The sequence below is a fragment of the Paenibacillus sp. OT2-17 genome (assembly GCF_009827695.1).
GTDB classification, from domain to species: domain Bacteria; phylum Bacillota; class Bacilli; order Paenibacillales; family Paenibacillaceae; genus Paenibacillus; species Paenibacillus polymyxa_B.
In genome coordinates this window covers 14,779-29,821 of the sequence record NZ_WUDQ01000022.1, presented here as the reverse complement: position 1 = coordinate 29,821, position 15,043 = coordinate 14,779, and the positions used below count along the sequence as shown (strand labels likewise).

Here is a 15,043-nt window from a genome sequence, read left to right as displayed (position 1 = left end):
GAACGTTCAGCAAGTAGGCTCCACTCATGAAGTCGATCTGGAGAAAATTACGATGCTCAAACCGGATGTCGTGCTAGGCAATTATCCTATGAATGAAAAAGACATTCCAGCCATTGAAGGAGTCGGTTCGCAGCTGCTACTGACGGGAGCCAATTCAGTTCACGATATTCAGTCGCAAATTACGCTGTTCGGACAATTACTGCAAAAGCAGGCTCAGGCCGTGAAGCTGAACCAGCAAATTGACCAACAAGTAGCTAAGCTGCAAAAGGAAACCGCTTCTGCCTCCAAACCGAAGGTGTTGCTAGTCTACGGAGCCCCGGCTACGTATATGGCGGCACTGCCGAATTCACTGAGTGGAAACATTCTGGAAGCTGCAGGTGGCTCCAACATCGCCGCTGATTTTCCGGGCCTGCAAAATTTCCCACAATACGCGCAGCTGAACACAGAACGCATCATACAGGCTGACCCTGACTACATCTTCATCATGACCCATGGCAATACGGAAGATGTTAAAGCCGCATTTATAAAAGAAATGCAGGAAAATGCAGCTTGGAACGGAATCCGAGCAGTCAAAAACAATCAGGTCGAGGTTTTACCTTCAGACCTGTTCGGTACGAATCCGGGCACACGTGTCACTAAAGCGCTGGATTTGATGCATCAAAAGCTGTATCCGGCGAAATAGGTGATGGAGATGAACAAACTACAGCGCGCCAGAAGACGCACCATCGCCTGGATTACCCTTCCGATTCTACTGCTGGCCGTCTCTGTGTACGGTCTGGCCTACGGTTCGGTGTCGATTCCACTTCAAGAAATCAATCATGTTTTGCTACATAATGATGATTCTACATATCGCACGATCCTGATGGATCTCCGGCTACCCAGAGTATTAGTAGGTTTACTCGTAGGAGCTTGTCTTGCAGCTTCCGGAGCACTTCTTCAAGGTGTTATGAAAAATCCATTGGCTGACCCTGGCATTATTGGTGTATCGGCTGGAGGTGGACTTGCCGCCGTCATTACGATGGTGATGCTTCCACAGCTCAGCTACCTTCTTCCGATAACCGCCTTTTTGGGAGCCTTTCTGAGCGCAATCGTCATTTATCTGCTGGCTTGGGACCGAGGGGCATCGCCTGTTAAAATTGTGCTCGCTGGCGTTGCGATCAACGCGCTGCTGGGCGCACTCACCAACGGCGTAATGGTCATGTACAGCGACCGCGTACAGGCCGTTCTTCCTTGGCTATCCGGCGGATTAAACGGAAGAAGTTGGCATCATCTAGAGTTCATGGCTCCTTACGCCATCATTGGATTAATCGCCTCTTTCTTTGCGATTAAACCTGCTAATCTACTGCTGCTGGGCGACGATTCAGCACAGCTGCTGGGCCAGCGAGTAGAGCTTCAACGCATGCTCATTATCCTGCTTTCTGCCCTGCTTGCCGGTACAGCAGTCAGTGTAGCCGGGTTGATCGGCTTTGTAGGACTGGTCGTTCCCCATGTCATACGGCTGCTGATCGGGGGAGATTATCGTTTCCTCCTTCCCCTTTCCATTGTGGGCGGCGGAACGCTGGTTGTTCTCGCAGATACGGTGGCGCGATCCTGGTTTGACCCGATTGAACTGCCTGTAGGTATTTTGCTGGCCGTCATCGGGGCACCGTTCTTCTTAATCCTGCTCAAGAAACGGGGGAATTTTGGATGACAGCCATTCAGGGTGAGCATATCTCCATACAACGTGGGTATTTCAAGCTGGACGATGTGAATATCACCTTGCCCGCTGGTCAGCTCACCGCGATCGTCGGACCGAACGGTTCAGGCAAGTCCACGCTTTTGCGGATCATGACCCGGCTGCTCAAGCAGGATCAGGGTCAGGTTTCCGTCCTCGGCAAGCCCGTGCAGGAATACAAGCGGCGTGATTTTGCCCAGACGATTACAATGCTACCGCAAATGAAGGATATGCTGCCGTTATTGACGGTCCGCGAGCTGGTCGCTTACGGAAGATCTCCTCATGCCAAGGGCTTGAGGGTACGCCATACCGGACAGGACCAGCAAATCGTGGACCATGTCATGAAGATCACGGGCATCCAGCCCTATGCAGATCGGATGTTCCATACTCTATCGGGAGGTGAACAACAAAAAGCACGAATTGCAATGGCCTTGGCCCAACAAACGGATATTCTTTTGCTCGATGAACCGACCACTTTTCTGGATATCGCCCACCAATTTGAAGTTATGGATATGCTGCGGCGTATCAATCACGAGTCCGGCTTGACGATTGTTATGGTACTGCATGATTTGCAGCAAGCTGCGGCCTATTGTCATCATATGATTGCGCTTAAAAAGGGACGAATCGCCGTTGCCGGCGAACCCCGTGAGATTTTGACGTCTGCTTTTCTTCGCGACATTTATGAAATGAACGCTACCATCAAATTTGAGAATGGCTATCCGGTTATTATACCGACCATACCACATCATTCAGGAGGAATTTAATATGGTTATCGTTACAAATACATCTAAAATCACACCGGGCAATGCACATCTACTCATCGAAAGATTTAACAAAGAAGGAGAAGTTGAAAAAATGGAAGGTTTTCTCGGTCTAGAAGTGCTGCTGACTGAAAACACGAAGGATTATGAGGAAGTAACGATCAGTACACGCTGGAAAGAAAAGGAGAACTTCCAAGGCTGGACGAAAAGCGAAGCATTCCGCGAATCCCATAGCCACCGTCAAATTCCGGACTATATTATTGAAAATAAAATCACGTTCTATGAAGTTAAAATCGTTCGTCATCCCATCGCCAACAGCGATTCCTCTTTGGCGAGTGATACGGAAGCAGTTTAATCCTGCATCACAGCCTAAAAACAAAAAAAGCGACTCCGCAGACAATATCAATTGTCCGCAGAGTCGCTTTTTCTATAAGGATTATGTCGAATTCCTCAGATTGTAGTTGAGCAGCGACGTCCAATTTTCAGCGTCTCTCCGTGCCCCAGAACATGAATGCGTTCCTTCGCAATACCCATACGCTCACGCTCCGCTTCGAGACGATCCAGCGCCTCTCTTGGCGTATCATCCGCAAGCTTGAAGGCTCCGTAGTGCATCGGAATCATCTGATCTGCGCCGCAATCTACAAACCCTTGCAATGCCTCCTCCGGTGTCACATGCTGCGAGGTCATGAACCATTCCGGTTCATACGCACCAATCGGCATAAAGGTCAGGTCAATGGCAAAGCGTTCGCCAATCTCCTTAAACCCACGAAAATATCCAGTGTCTCCCACAAAATACAACGTCGGTGTATGCTCTGAATCTGTATTCGAATGAGGATGAGGTTCCGTGACGGACGTGGCAGAGCCAATCACCTGCTGCTCATTTTGCAGAACGTATCCCCCCCAATGCGAAGTGTTCGTATCAAACGGCGTGCGTCGTGTCCAATGCTGGGCTGGAACAAACGTAAATCGCACCCCTCCTACCGTAAAATGCTCCCACCATTGCAGCTCATGACAGTTACGAAAACCTTTGCGGATCATTTTCGCCTTTAACCCCGTGGGTACGAGCATCAGCGTATCTGCACGATATAATTTCCGCAACGATTCTAAATGTAAATGATCATAATGTGAATGAGACAGCAGAATGATGTCCAGTGGTGGTACATCCTGAATACGAATGCCGGGCGGAGCCAACCTTTTATCAAAAGCCATACGCTCTGCCCATACCGGATCGGTGACGATATTCAGCCCATGATACTGGATGAAAAAGGTGGAATGTCCCACCCAGGTCGCTGTCGCCATCTCCCGATTGCTATGCAGAAATTCCAGCTCCGGGGGATGGTTCGGCACAACGAACGTATAATCCTTTATTTTGCTGCGTCGCTCCTGCCGCCATTGTCTGAATTGCTTGATTGTTTTATCGGTATTTACATGATCCATATTGTTAAAACGAACTTTGGGCATGATGCAGCTCCCTCCCTGATGAACCCGTTCTCCAAAAAACGCAGCGGTTCAATTTAACTATATATTGTCACTCGAGTGTGAACATAAAATGATGCAACATCCTGATATATGTAAAGTATAATTCAATCACGTCTGTAAAGGAAATTCTGCGATAATACAGCAAAAACAGACCTCCCGAATCAATCAGGAAGGCCTGTTCCACCTGTTGTTGTCAGTCTTGTGGATTTTTAAAGCGTGCCGAATAAATAAACAAAAACACAATCGCCACGACAATAATGATAGGTGACTCGTACATAATCGTAAAATGCTCGAAAGCAGCCACTCTAACTCACCCTTTCTTCCCTTCATGTCCGCGCACATATTTTGCATCGAACAGAAACAATCTTAATATCAGGATTAGCGAAGGGATCAGCACCAGCAGACCCGCAACAAACGCCGTAATCAATGCATACGCCATCGTAGAATTTGTAAAGCTGTCGTAGACATTAATGTAGGGATACAGAACATACGGGAGATGCGAGCGGCCGTAGCCATACCAGGCAAATGCAAATTGTAGCATCACCAATATGAATGAAACCCCCAGATGCCGCCGCTGCCATACCAGATACACTGCTCCCGCAAAGCATATGAAGGATGCAACAAACATCCAGGCTATGTTCAGCATATTGGTAAAATGATCTGGATTTTGTTTGTTAATCTGAAAAAATGCGAGCAGACTCGCCAAAATCGTAGGAGCACTCCAGAGCAACGCGTACCCTCGTACGATTTCGAAAGCAACCTTGTCCCCTGCCCTTTTGGCATAAAAGGACAAAAACATCGCCGAGATATACAATACACTCACCAGCGCCAGAATAATAACCGCCCACGTGTAGGGGTTGCTTAATAGCTGGCCCCATTGCAGATGAACACCTGTGCTGTTTTCTACAATAATGCCGCCTTCCGAAATGGCGAGAACCGTGGATAGTGCCGCCGGAATCAGCAACCCTGTCGCACCGTATAACGCCATGTAGACGATATTATTTTTACCGGAATGCCCATACGTATTGTATGCATAATACACTCCTCGGATGGCAAGAAGCACAATCGCAATACTACCGGGAACGAGTAACGCCGTACCATAGTAATATGCCGCATCCGGGAAGAACCCGTTTAATCCCACCACAAAAAAGATGAGAAATACGTTTGTTACCTCCCACACCGGGGACAGATACCGTTGAATGATATTGTGGATTTTGTTCTGGTGGCCTGTTAACACACTGTAAAAGCTGAAAAACCCTGCACCAAAATCAATGGATGCCACAAGCAAATATCCGAACAGGAACGTCCACAAAATGGCGATACCTACAATCTCATAGCTCACTTGCCTTCAGCCCCTTCCAGGCCCAGCTGCCTTATCTCTTCTACCGCATCCTTATTGCGGAATAGCTTGCTGAGTACCTTAATGGCCGAGAAACACAACACCAGATACAAAATAACAAACAGCACCAGCATCCACCCGACACTCGTAGAAGTGGTCGCTGCTTCGGAGACTTTCATATATCCGCGTAAAATCCACGGCTGTCTACCGACCTCCGCAAACATCCATCCGAGTTCAATAGCTACCATCGCCATCGGCCCCACCAAAATGAGCGCCAACAGCAGCCATCTGGGGTATGGTTTGCGACCTGGCAAACGCTTGCGGATCAGATATAGCAGCGGAATGACGAGAATCAGCACCCCTGTGGTGATTTTGAGGTCAAACATATAATGAATAGACAGTGGCGGACGCTCATCTACGGGATAATCATTTAAGCCCTTGACCTCCGTACTGGGCAGGTTCCCGGCCAACACACTAAGTGCATAAGGCACTTTCAGCGCATACTTGATTTCACCGTTCTTATCCATATATCCGCCATATACGAAGGGCGCGTGCGTCATCGTATCAAAATGCCATTCGGCGGCGGCCAGCTTCTCTGGCTGATATTTGGCCAGAAATTTACCGGATGCATCTCCAATCATCACGGTACTGATGGCAAACACAATGGTACAGGTGGCAGTCAGCTTCAGCGCCTTTTTGAAATAAGGGTGATTACGTCCCCTCAGCATGCTGTAAGCCGCCAGTCCCATCAGCACCCCAGCGCTCAATGTATACGAAGAAGCCAGTACATGAGAAACTTTAGTCGGGGTAGCCGGATTTAGCATGGCCTGGATGGGATGAATATCAGTCATGACTCCATTTTTGAGTGTAAAACCTTGAGGTTGGTTCATGAACGAGTTCACAGTCGTAATAAAAACCGCTGATGCAGATGAGGCAATCGCTACCGGGATGAGCAGCATCAGGTGAAAATATTTGCTTTTAAACCGATCCCAGGTATACAAGTAGATGCCCAGGAATATAGCTTCGATGAAAAAAGCAAACGTCTCCAAAAACAGAGGCAGCGCAATCGCTTGTCCAGCCACCCGCATAAAGGTGGGCCAAAGCAAGCTGAGCTGTAGACCAATGGAGGTGCCTGTAACGACACCCACGGCAACGGTAATGACAAACCCTCGCGCCCACCGTCGGGCCAGCAGTGTATAATGCGGATCACCGGTTCGCAGCCCACGCCATTCTGCTAGTGCAATCATTAAGGGTACGCCAACGCCGATGGATGCAAATACGATATGAACAAACAGGGTAATTCCGGTCAGCATCCGGCTTAGCAATACAGGGTCCAATGAAGACAAATGGGTTTCACTCCTTCATTTCACATTTTAAACATCGCAGATCACTCTGGATTACCAACTAAGGAGTCAAGCGAGCTATGCTTTTAATTACGGCATATAGCATGATGGCCGCAATTACTATACATACAATAATGAGCGTTCTTTCCTGCTTGCGGAACATAGGAACGCCTCCTTCACTTATCTATTGGCGCATTTTGGTAACCTATTCACAGTTTGGTTCATTCTATCGAGTTTTAACCCTGCTTCTGCATTGAATGTAGCAGTATTTCTTTTTAGATATTGTTTTATGCATTTCAATACGCTATATTGATATATAGTTAGATAGCCTAATTATATGAAAAGAGTGAATGTATGCCACCAAAACAAAGTAAGCGGGACACCGTCCAGCAACCTCTTCCCCGTCTGGGTCCAGAACCTTATCTGGAGTTAATGGATCAAACTGCCCTTGCAGGAACGGATCGAAAACTTGCCCGCATGGGTCTCTTCTTGCTATGGACGAGCGATAACGTGCTCGACGCGATCGATCTAGATCTATCTGCTTACGGCCTCACAGAGAGTAAGCTCGATCTGTTGTTGCTGTTGACACTGCACCAATCTCAGGCTCAGATGAGCCCCTCTATGATTGCCGACCGTCTAGGAATCCGGCGTGCATCTGTTACATCCCTCCTGGACTGGACAGAGCAACGAGGATGGATTATCAGAGAACATAATTCTACAGATCGACGCAAAATTCATGTACGCATTACAGAAGCGGGGACTCATCTTGTACAGCAGGTGCTCCCTGTATTTTGGTCTTCCTGTGCTTCTCTAGCGAGTATTTTGGAGCCAGAGGAGCAGGTCGTTTTTTCGCGGATTATAGAAAAAATCCATCATCATATGGAAGGCAGATTGGGGGTGGGCAGATAAATTTTTTTAAACATATAATTAGGTTGTCTAATATATTTAATTGCGCGTATCAACAAGCTGCTTATTTTATGATCAAGGAGTGTTCAATTGATGAGTAAATTACGAACCAATCATACCGTTATACAGAAAGAAAATGTGGCTCTCCCTTATGCATGGATGACTGTAATCCTATGCTGGTCAGCGGTTGCCGTTATGTCCAGCCTGTATGTGACGATCCCTTTGGTCCCTCTTTTTGCTAAAGTGTTTGGAAAAACGCTTGCTGAAGCAGCCCTGCCGGGCAGTATCTTTTCCTTAGGCTTTGCGGCGGGATGTCTTGTTTATGGTGGATTGTCTGACCGCTTTGGACGAAAGCAGGTTATCGTCACCGGACTGCTCGCATTAACGATTATTTCGTTATCCCTCAGCTTAACCAGTCAGTATTCTGTATTAGTTACACTGCGCTTGCTTCAGGGTTTAGCTGCGGCCACCTTTTCTCCCGTTGCTCTTGCATACGCTGTCGATATGTTCCCGACCGAAAAACGGGTAACGGCTATCGGCTTTATCAGCACCGGTTTTCTAGTAGCAGGTATCGCTGGTCAGGTATTTAGTATTGTCATTAGCGAGCAAATGGGGTGGAATACGGTATTTCGGATGTTAGGCATTTTATATGCAATTACCTTCCTAATCGTCCTTTTTTTCCTTCCTAAACCCCCCTCTCCTCAACGAGGTGTTCGCATTTGGTCAGCTTTCAGTCAGTTAGGGACCGTTCTGCGCTCGTATCCTTTATGGTTAAGCTATACGGTTGCTTTTGTTCTCCTGATGTCCTTTGTGAGCATGTATACGGTTTTGGGTAGCTATCTTGGCGGCCCTGAATTTGGCCTGAATAGCCGACAGATGCTTTATGTCAGATCCGCTGGTATCATCGGCATGCTCCTTTCACCATTCGCCGGAAAGTTAGCCCAGAAATACGGTGTGCACCTTATATTACGTACAGCTCTTATTCTTTCCATTCTGAGTTTGGCGCTGATGGGAATGACACACACTCTTATGACTATCGTGGTGTTGAGTGTATGCTTTGTCAGCGGCATTGCCCTGAGTGTTCCTTCACTCATAGCAATCGTCGGCCAGCTCGGCGGTGCAGCGAGGGCTATAGCTGTCTCACTATATACCTTCATCCTGTTTGCCGGTACAAGTCTAGCTCCTGTGCTTTCCATTCGCTTGATGGATAATGGCGGTAATCAGACGACTACATTTATGCTGCTGGCAGCTGTTCTGTCTCTAGGCTTTATCGCCTCCCTGCTCATTCCCAGCCACCAGAACGATCCGCTGAAGCGGAATGCATAGACAGCATCGAACTATAAACTGAACTTAAAAGCTACCTATAGCGCCACTGCGCAGTCGGATGGTGCTTTTCATCGCGACCGCTACGCTTGTACAGCACCATTCCACCTACTCCGTTTTCATGTTAATTTTTCGAGTTCGGCTTATATAGCATCCTGTTTTTATTAAAAAAACCTCCATATTCATCAGCCATGTTTACGTGAGTTGGTGTGAGATATGTCATTGTGTTTTCCTCATAAACACGAACTTCTCTTTGGAGACATTCGCAGAATGAGTTACAATACAGATAAGCTATATATGGAGAACTTTTGAACAGGAGGCTGTACTGAGCTATGAAAATAACATCTATCGAGCCAACTCCCAGTCCGAACACCATGATGCTGCATCTGGATGAGCGACTGGAAGCGGGTATCCGCAGAACATATACACGGGACAATGAGCGTTCCGCTCCTCCATTTATCCGGCGCATGCTGGGCATTGAAGGGGTCAAAAGCGTGTTTCACACGACCGACTTTGTAGCCCTTGACCGCAAAGGGAATGCAGACTGGTCCACTATTTTGGGTCAAGTCCGGGATCGGCTAGGCGAGGAAGGCGCTGACGCCAATTGGGATTTGCCAGAGGAAACCTCTGGAGAGGCATTTGGCGAGGCACAGGTTTTTGTGCAATTATTTCGCGGCATTCCTATGCAAATTCGAGTCAAGGCGGGGCAGCAGGAGGAACGAATTTCCTTGTCCGACCGCTTTGTGCAAGCCGTTACCCGTGTAGCGAGTGCAACGCTGATTAAGGAACGCAAGCTGAGTGATTACGGCGTCCGCTATGGTGAACTACCGGACATTGCACGCGAGGTCGAGCAGGAATTGGAGGCAGCCTTTCCGCAAGAGCGGCTGGAGCAGATTATCCAACAGGCGATTGCCCACGGCGCAAACAACAGCGAATTCGTAGAGGAACGCCGCGAGTGGAGCGATGCTGAGCTGGGGCAGGCCCTGCAGCACGAGGATTGGCGCACACGCTACGCTGCTCTGGATCGGCTGGAACCGACGCCCGAGCATTTGCCGCTAATCCGGCAAGCGCTGCATGACGACAAAATGCAGCTGCGGCGGCTGGGCGTCGTCTATCTGGGCGATATTCGCTCACCGGAGGCGATGGATCTGCTAGCCGAGGCACTGCGCGATCCTTCAGCGGCAGTACGCCGCACCGCAGGCGACACGTTGTCGGACATCGGCGACCCGGTCGCTACCAGCGCAATGATCGGAGCCCTGTCGGATAGCAGCAAGTTGGTGCGCTGGCGGGCGGCACGTTTTTTATACGAGGTTGGAACCGAGGATGCGCGTGATGCGCTGGAGAAGGCCGTCGATGATCCCGAATTTGAGGTTAGTCTACAGGCTAAAATGGCGCTGGAGCGCATCGAATCAGGCGAACAAGCCGCGGGAACGGTTTGGCAGCAGATGGCCAAGCGGAACTCTTAATTTAAGATTCTACGAGTGATTTTCAAAAAATTGTCGATTGTCAGAAGATGTACAGGTACGATATACTGTAGTTCGCTATACAATAAAATATCATGTCATACACCTCATCAACCCTGTTTTATGATGAGGTAGAGGTCGCGGATGTAATCAGTACACCGGAGGAGACGATAAGAGCCGTCTGAGATTCCAGTGGAAAGGTACACCCGCCGAAGTATGCGGAGCTGACTCTTTGTAAATACTCCGAATGCTGGGGCTGCTAACCGAAAGGAGCAGAACTGTCACACGCTGTCCTAACACAGACACGTGTGTTGAGCTATCTTGTTATAGAAGAAGGTATGGTGCGGAATGCATAGACAAGACCGCAGGCGTATTCCCTGCGGTTTTTTGATTTATATACTCCCCCTCCTTCTGGCTCTTGCCCTGACATGAAATACAATTTCATGAAGGAGTGTTTGAACGTGCAACACAAAGCAACACCTGACGCAACCTTGCGTAAAAGTCTCAAAGCCCGCCATATGACGATGATCGCCCTCGGCGGCTCTATCGGAACAGGTCTGTTCCTCGCCAGTGGAGGCGCGGTTGCCGAAGCTGGACCCGGTGGTGCCCTGCTGGCTTATGCAGCAGTTGGTCTCATGGTCTACTTCCTTATGACCAGCCTCGGTGAGTTGGCTACATTTATGCCTGAATCTGGCTCTTTTAACACCTATGCAGGTCGCTTCGTCGATCCGGCTTTTGGTTTCGCCATGGGCTGGAACTTCTGGTACAACTGGGCAGTGACGATTGCTGCCGAATTGGCAGCAGCGACCGTGCTCATCAAATACTGGTTCCCGGAAAGCCACTCTGCCTGGTGGAGCCTGTTATTCCTAGCCGTAATCTTCGCGCTCAACGCGTTGACCGTCAAAGGCTACGGTGAGTCTGAATACTGGTTCGCCATGATTAAAATTGTGACCGTCGTCATCTTTTTGACTGTAGGTGTGCTGATGATCTTTGGCATTATGGGTGGTCCTGCGATCGGCTTTGCCAACTTCACGGTAGGAGACGCCCCATTCCATGGCGGATTCTTTGCTGTATTGGGCGTATTCATGGCAGCGGGCTTTTCCTTTCAGGGAACGGAGCTGATTGGGGTAGCCGCTGGAGAGAGCGAAAATCCGCGTGAAAATGTGCCGCGCGCCATCCGTCAAATCTTTTGGCGCATCCTGTTCTTTTATATTCTGGCGATTCTCGTGATTGGATTGATCATTCCGTACACCAATCCGAATCTGCTGCGGGGAGATATCAGTGACATCGGGGTCAGCCCGTTCACGCTCGTATTTGAAAAAGCAGGGCTTGCGATTGCTGCTTCTGTTATGAACGCCGTTATTCTGACTTCCGTATTGTCGGCAGGTAACTCGGGTATGTACGCGGCAACTCGGGTACTGTACGCTTTGGCACGGGAAGGTAAAGCCCCGCGTTTTCTCGGACATATCAATAGACGCGGCATTCCTATGAACGCGCTGCTGATCACGACCGCTGTCGGTATGCTGGCCTTTCTCGCCTCTCTGTATGGAGACGGTGTAGTCTATAACTGGCTGCTGAATGCCTCCGGAATGTGTGGATTTATTACGTGGGTCGGGATTGCGGTCAGCCATTATCGTTTCCGCCGTGCCTTTACTGCACAGGGTCACAGTCTAAGTGAGCTGCCATACAAAGCCCGCTGGTTCCCGTTTGGGCCGTTGTTCGCCTTCGCTCTGTGTATCATTGTCATTATCGGGCAAGGGGCGGATGCCTTCACCGGACAGGAGATTGACTGGAAAACGATGATCGCTACGTACATGAGTGTGCCGCTGTTCCTTCTGCTGTGGCTCGGCTACAAATGGACCAAACGTACTAAAATCGTTCCATTAAAAGAATGTGATTTGAGTCCGGATGCTTCTTCGGATAAATAATAGAAAACAGTAAAAAAAGCCCGTCTCCACATATCAGGGAAAACACGCTGGTAAACCTGGTCCAAGACCGTTTATCCGCATTTTCACCTGTATATGCCCGGAGACGGGCTTTTTCTGTTTATTTGGAGGAAGGTTCCAATGAAGCTGACAAAGACATGGATAAGGCACGACGACTAAAAATACCGTATATAACAGCAATCAGCGTCAGCACTGCAGAAAACAAGTACAAATTAACGATGCCCAGATGATCTGCAATCCAGCCCATTAAAAGCAGCGATATACAAAAGGTCAAACTTGTCAGTGTGGCCTGGGCAGACAGCACCTTGGGCAAATCATGTACGGACACACTCATTTGCATCATCGTGCGGCGGGATACGACGGACATTTCCGCAGGTAGTCCCATCAACAACACGATAAGCAGCGTTAGTGGCGGTAATGTGTTCAGTGCATACCACGCTGTCAGCAGCCCGTAGCCTGCCATCCCCGCCAACATGGCGGGCAGCAGTCTGCGCTGCAAATGCTTGACGCAGGCGAGGACAACGATGCCGCCGCCAATCGCTCCTGCAAAATACGCTGCATTGATGTATCCCCACCATGCCTCACTCTTGTGCAAAACCTGCTGAGCGAAAGCAAGCGTGAACGCGCCTACCCAAACCGAACCCCCTAGAAGGTCAATCATATCCATAAAAATAAGAGCTTTCAGTCTGCGACTGGCTCCGATGAGGCTCCAGCCTTCACGGAGTATTTCCTTTTTACGTTTGGGAGGTAGTGCGGTGCTCTCTGATTCCGGGCCATACAGTGTATCTTCCAACCGTGCAGGAGGCAAGTCATGATGCCCTTGCCCGGACTCAGTACCAGTTTCGGAAACTGAGACATCTCCACCTCGCACCCTTGTTCCAGGTTGCAGCAAATAATGGGCTTTACCCTCTAGTGGATCTCGAATCAGACTGGTGAAGATCATTGCTACCATATACAGCCCGCCGGCCACCAGTAGTGTTTTTTCTGAGCCTAGCATGGCTACGAGCACACCACTAAGCCCCCACCCCGCTAATTGCACCGTCTGATCGCTGACCGATACCAGACTGTTTGCCCGCATGAGTCCTTCCCCGGACGCAAGGCGGGGAATCAGCGCATTACGCGCAGGCGTGGTCCATCCGTCCAAAAAGGACATGGCTGCCACCAACGTAAACACCATCACCCATATCGGCTCCGTACCCGCTGACCACAAGTGGCCCAGCAGAACAGCAAAGAAAGCCAATTGCCCGAACTGAGAAACGAATAAAATAAAAGGGAGCTGGAATCGGACCAAAATGAGCGGTGCTAAAAAGCCGCTGATCATCTGTGCCCCCATTCGCAGCAACGGGACGAGTACCGAAGAGAAGATCGAGTCCGTTTCATGAAAAACCAGAGACACAAGTGCCATAATGTAAAGAATGTCGGCCGCATTGGACATAGTCTGCGTGCCAAGCAAGTAGGTAAAGGAACGCTTGTGCATATAAATAGAATACTCCTTTGTTAATGTAGCTTTTTACAGCAAGATGATTAGGTCCATTTCAGGGTTACACGAAGATTGCCGGTACTTCCTAAATCCGTAATTTGATAAGAAATGGATTTCAAACCGAGTTGATATAAGGATTGTAAATCCTCCTTGAGACTTCGCTCCGTTCCCTGATAGGCAAAGGTAAGTGTCGTCCCTCCCTTATTTACAATCTTACGCACCTGTTCCTTAATGTCGGCGGATGTTTTAACCAGACCCTTGCCGTCTTGCAGCGGATATTCGAGGGTATTGTACAGTTTTTGATACACAGCAGCCTTTGATCCTCCGGTAGCTACCAGTGCTGATAAGGTTTCCCGATACGATGTATTCGCCTGAGGATACGGCTTAACCCATGAGTGATCCCGCCGCATTTCGGTATCCGTCAACAGATAATATGAAGTGCTTACCTCGTTCGCGCGATCCGGGGTTGGATCATCCCATGTCGTATCCATGTGATACCATCGACCATCTAATAAAACAAGATTCCAGGCATGCAGCTGGCCCCCTGCTCTTCCTTCCACAATCCGGTTCGTAATGCCTGCACGTTCCAGCATTTTATAGGCCAGCAGTGAATAACCCTGACAGACCGTGCTTCCCGTTTTCAGGCCATCATAGGCTGTGTACTTTTGTTGTGCTTCATCATACTTCAGGCGAACGACGATCCAATCATGAATGGCCTTTACCTTCTCATGATCCGTCATTCCCTTCGTAATAATATCCCCCAGCACTGCTTTAACTGTGCTATCCACATATGCTGTCTGTTCCTTAGTCTCCCGGTAGCTTAAACGAATCGTAACCTGAGCGGAGGTCGTTGTGCCTGTATAGCTGAATGCGTAGCTTTTGATCGTATAATTCACATACGGATCGCTCTCCATGGCCTGTTGGATGGCCGTCTGTAATTGTTGCTTGAGACCGTTCACTCGCCCTTGATATGTAAAGGTCAGCGTTTCACTCCGCGTAGCCATTGCCTGTAAAAGCTTGTTCTGAAGCTGCTGCGATGATACGGATGGAGCCGGCTTGGTCGATGCCGCATACACATTGCTACCCCACTCCACAGCCTGCGGCAGCAACACAGCCAGCGCTGCACCCGCAACCAGACATTTTACAAGCCTAACCCCGATTTTTCTGTTCATACAGAGCGTTCCTGCCCTTCTTAGCATAGTTGTAAACAGCTATATCTTACCATAAAAACAGTTGCCCCAAACGCTCTAGTTTTGTCGGTTGCAGACGAGTAAGGGAGTAGTTCAAGA

General features: G+C 49.0%; 14 protein-coding genes and 1 riboswitch. Of the genes, 8 read left to right on the top strand and 6 right to left on the bottom strand.

Features of this window, described 5'->3' with window-relative positions:
- From GRP75_RS07185 to isdG, 4 genes are all read left to right on the top strand, one after another.
- The coding region (locus GRP75_RS07185; RefSeq protein WP_160788954.1) for an ABC transporter substrate-binding protein at window positions 1-682 on the top strand (682 nt) is incomplete at its 5' end.
- Between the two features lie 9 nt (window positions 683-691).
- A complete protein-coding gene (locus tag GRP75_RS07180) occupies window positions 692-1,690 on the top strand; it encodes a FecCD family ABC transporter permease (protein WP_202404027.1) in 999 nt (332 codons plus the stop codon).
- The gene (locus GRP75_RS07175; RefSeq protein ID WP_110455567.1) at window positions 1,687-2,478 is read left to right on the top strand and encodes an ABC transporter ATP-binding protein; all 792 of its coding nucleotides are present in this window, start codon (window positions 1,687-1,689) and stop codon (window positions 2,476-2,478) included. The genes GRP75_RS07180 and GRP75_RS07175 overlap by 4 nt, the downstream gene beginning before the upstream one ends.
- Before the next feature lies 1 nt (window position 2,479).
- Window positions 2,480-2,830, top strand: coding sequence for a heme oxygenase (gene isdG / locus GRP75_RS07170; protein WP_160788952.1), 351 nt, complete (start codon window positions 2,480-2,482; stop codon window positions 2,828-2,830).
- Between the two features lie 95 nt (window positions 2,831-2,925).
- Here isdG and GRP75_RS07165 read toward each other — a convergent pair whose 3' ends face one another.
- The 4 genes from GRP75_RS07165 to GRP75_RS07155 all read right to left on the bottom strand — a co-directional run bounded on the left by GRP75_RS07165 (window position 2,926) and on the right by GRP75_RS07155 (window position 6,639).
- The gene (locus GRP75_RS07165) at window positions 2,926-3,936 is read right to left on the bottom strand and encodes an MBL fold metallo-hydrolase (RefSeq protein ID WP_160788951.1); all 1,011 of its coding nucleotides are present in this window, start codon (window positions 3,934-3,936) and stop codon (window positions 2,926-2,928) included.
- 211 nt (window positions 3,937-4,147) lie between these two features.
- Entirely contained in the window at window positions 4,148-4,258 is a 111-nt protein-coding gene (cydS, locus tag GRP75_RS30715; RefSeq protein ID WP_007432143.1) for a cytochrome bd oxidase small subunit CydS family protein, read from the bottom strand.
- Between the two features lie 6 nt (window positions 4,259-4,264).
- Window positions 4,265-5,296 carry a cytochrome d ubiquinol oxidase subunit II gene (locus tag GRP75_RS07160; protein WP_023990300.1) on the bottom strand — a complete coding sequence of 344 codons (1,032 nt, stop codon included), beginning with the start codon at window positions 5,294-5,296 and terminating at the stop codon, window positions 4,265-4,267.
- The gene (locus GRP75_RS07155; RefSeq protein ID WP_023990301.1) at window positions 5,293-6,639 is read right to left on the bottom strand and encodes a cytochrome ubiquinol oxidase subunit I; all 1,347 of its coding nucleotides are present in this window, start codon (window positions 6,637-6,639) and stop codon (window positions 5,293-5,295) included. The genes GRP75_RS07160 and GRP75_RS07155 overlap by 4 nt, the downstream gene beginning before the upstream one ends.
- Before the next feature lie 351 nt (window positions 6,640-6,990).
- Between GRP75_RS07155 and GRP75_RS07150 the strand changes: the two genes are divergently transcribed.
- The 4 genes from GRP75_RS07150 (at window position 6,991) to GRP75_RS07135 (ending at window position 12,256) form a co-directional block, all read left to right on the top strand.
- Window positions 6,991-7,545: a MarR family winged helix-turn-helix transcriptional regulator gene (locus GRP75_RS07150; protein WP_069080526.1), complete on the top strand. Its 555-nt coding sequence runs from the start codon at window positions 6,991-6,993 to the stop codon at window positions 7,543-7,545.
- 90 nt (window positions 7,546-7,635) lie between these two features.
- Window positions 7,636-8,868, top strand: a complete 1,233-nt coding sequence (locus tag GRP75_RS07145; RefSeq protein ID WP_160788950.1) for an MFS transporter — start codon at window positions 7,636-7,638, stop codon at window positions 8,866-8,868.
- A gap of 329 nt (window positions 8,869-9,197) precedes the next feature.
- On the top strand, window positions 9,198-10,331 hold the full coding sequence (locus GRP75_RS07140) for a virulence factor (protein WP_071558247.1): 1,134 nt from the start codon (window positions 9,198-9,200) through the stop codon (window positions 10,329-10,331).
- A 121-nt stretch (window positions 10,332-10,452) separates the two neighbouring features.
- Window positions 10,453-10,655, top strand: a riboswitch (Lysine riboswitch).
- A 134-nt stretch (window positions 10,656-10,789) separates the two neighbouring features.
- On the top strand, window positions 10,790-12,256 hold the full coding sequence (locus GRP75_RS07135; protein ID WP_023990305.1) for an amino acid permease: 1,467 nt from the start codon (window positions 10,790-10,792) through the stop codon (window positions 12,254-12,256).
- Window positions 12,257-12,374: 118 nt separating this feature from the next.
- Here the strand turns inward: GRP75_RS07135 and GRP75_RS07130 are convergent, their stop codons facing one another.
- The gene (locus GRP75_RS07130; RefSeq protein WP_071558246.1) at window positions 12,375-13,751 is read right to left on the bottom strand and encodes an MFS transporter; all 1,377 of its coding nucleotides are present in this window, start codon (window positions 13,749-13,751) and stop codon (window positions 12,375-12,377) included.
- A gap of 47 nt (window positions 13,752-13,798) precedes the next feature.
- Window positions 13,799-14,926 carry a transglutaminase domain-containing protein gene (locus GRP75_RS07125; RefSeq protein WP_053326096.1) on the bottom strand — a complete coding sequence of 376 codons (1,128 nt, stop codon included), beginning with the start codon at window positions 14,924-14,926 and terminating at the stop codon, window positions 13,799-13,801.
- Between the last annotated feature and the right edge of the window lie 117 nt (window positions 14,927-15,043).

Coding starts and splice junctions, on each gene's coding strand:
- GRP75_RS07145 (WP_160788950.1), top strand. CDS start 7,636: ATGAGTAAATTACGAACCAATCATACCGTTATACAGAAAGAAAATGTG.
- GRP75_RS07150 (WP_069080526.1), top strand. CDS start 6,991: ATGCCACCAAAACAAAGTAAGCGGGACACCGTCCAGCAACCTCTTCCC.
- GRP75_RS07130 (WP_071558246.1), bottom strand. CDS start 13,751: ATGCACAAGCGTTCCTTTACCTACTTGCTTGGCACGCAGACTATGTCC.
- GRP75_RS07180 (WP_202404027.1), top strand. CDS start 692: ATGAACAAACTACAGCGCGCCAGAAGACGCACCATCGCCTGGATTACC.
- GRP75_RS07165 (WP_160788951.1), bottom strand. CDS start 3,936: ATGCCCAAAGTTCGTTTTAACAATATGGATCATGTAAATACCGATAAA.
- isdG (WP_160788952.1), top strand. CDS start 2,480: ATGGTTATCGTTACAAATACATCTAAAATCACACCGGGCAATGCACAT.
- GRP75_RS07175 (WP_110455567.1), top strand. CDS start 1,687: ATGACAGCCATTCAGGGTGAGCATATCTCCATACAACGTGGGTATTTC.
- GRP75_RS07140 (WP_071558247.1), top strand. CDS start 9,198: ATGAAAATAACATCTATCGAGCCAACTCCCAGTCCGAACACCATGATG.
- GRP75_RS07125 (WP_053326096.1), bottom strand. CDS start 14,926: ATGAACAGAAAAATCGGGGTTAGGCTTGTAAAATGTCTGGTTGCGGGT.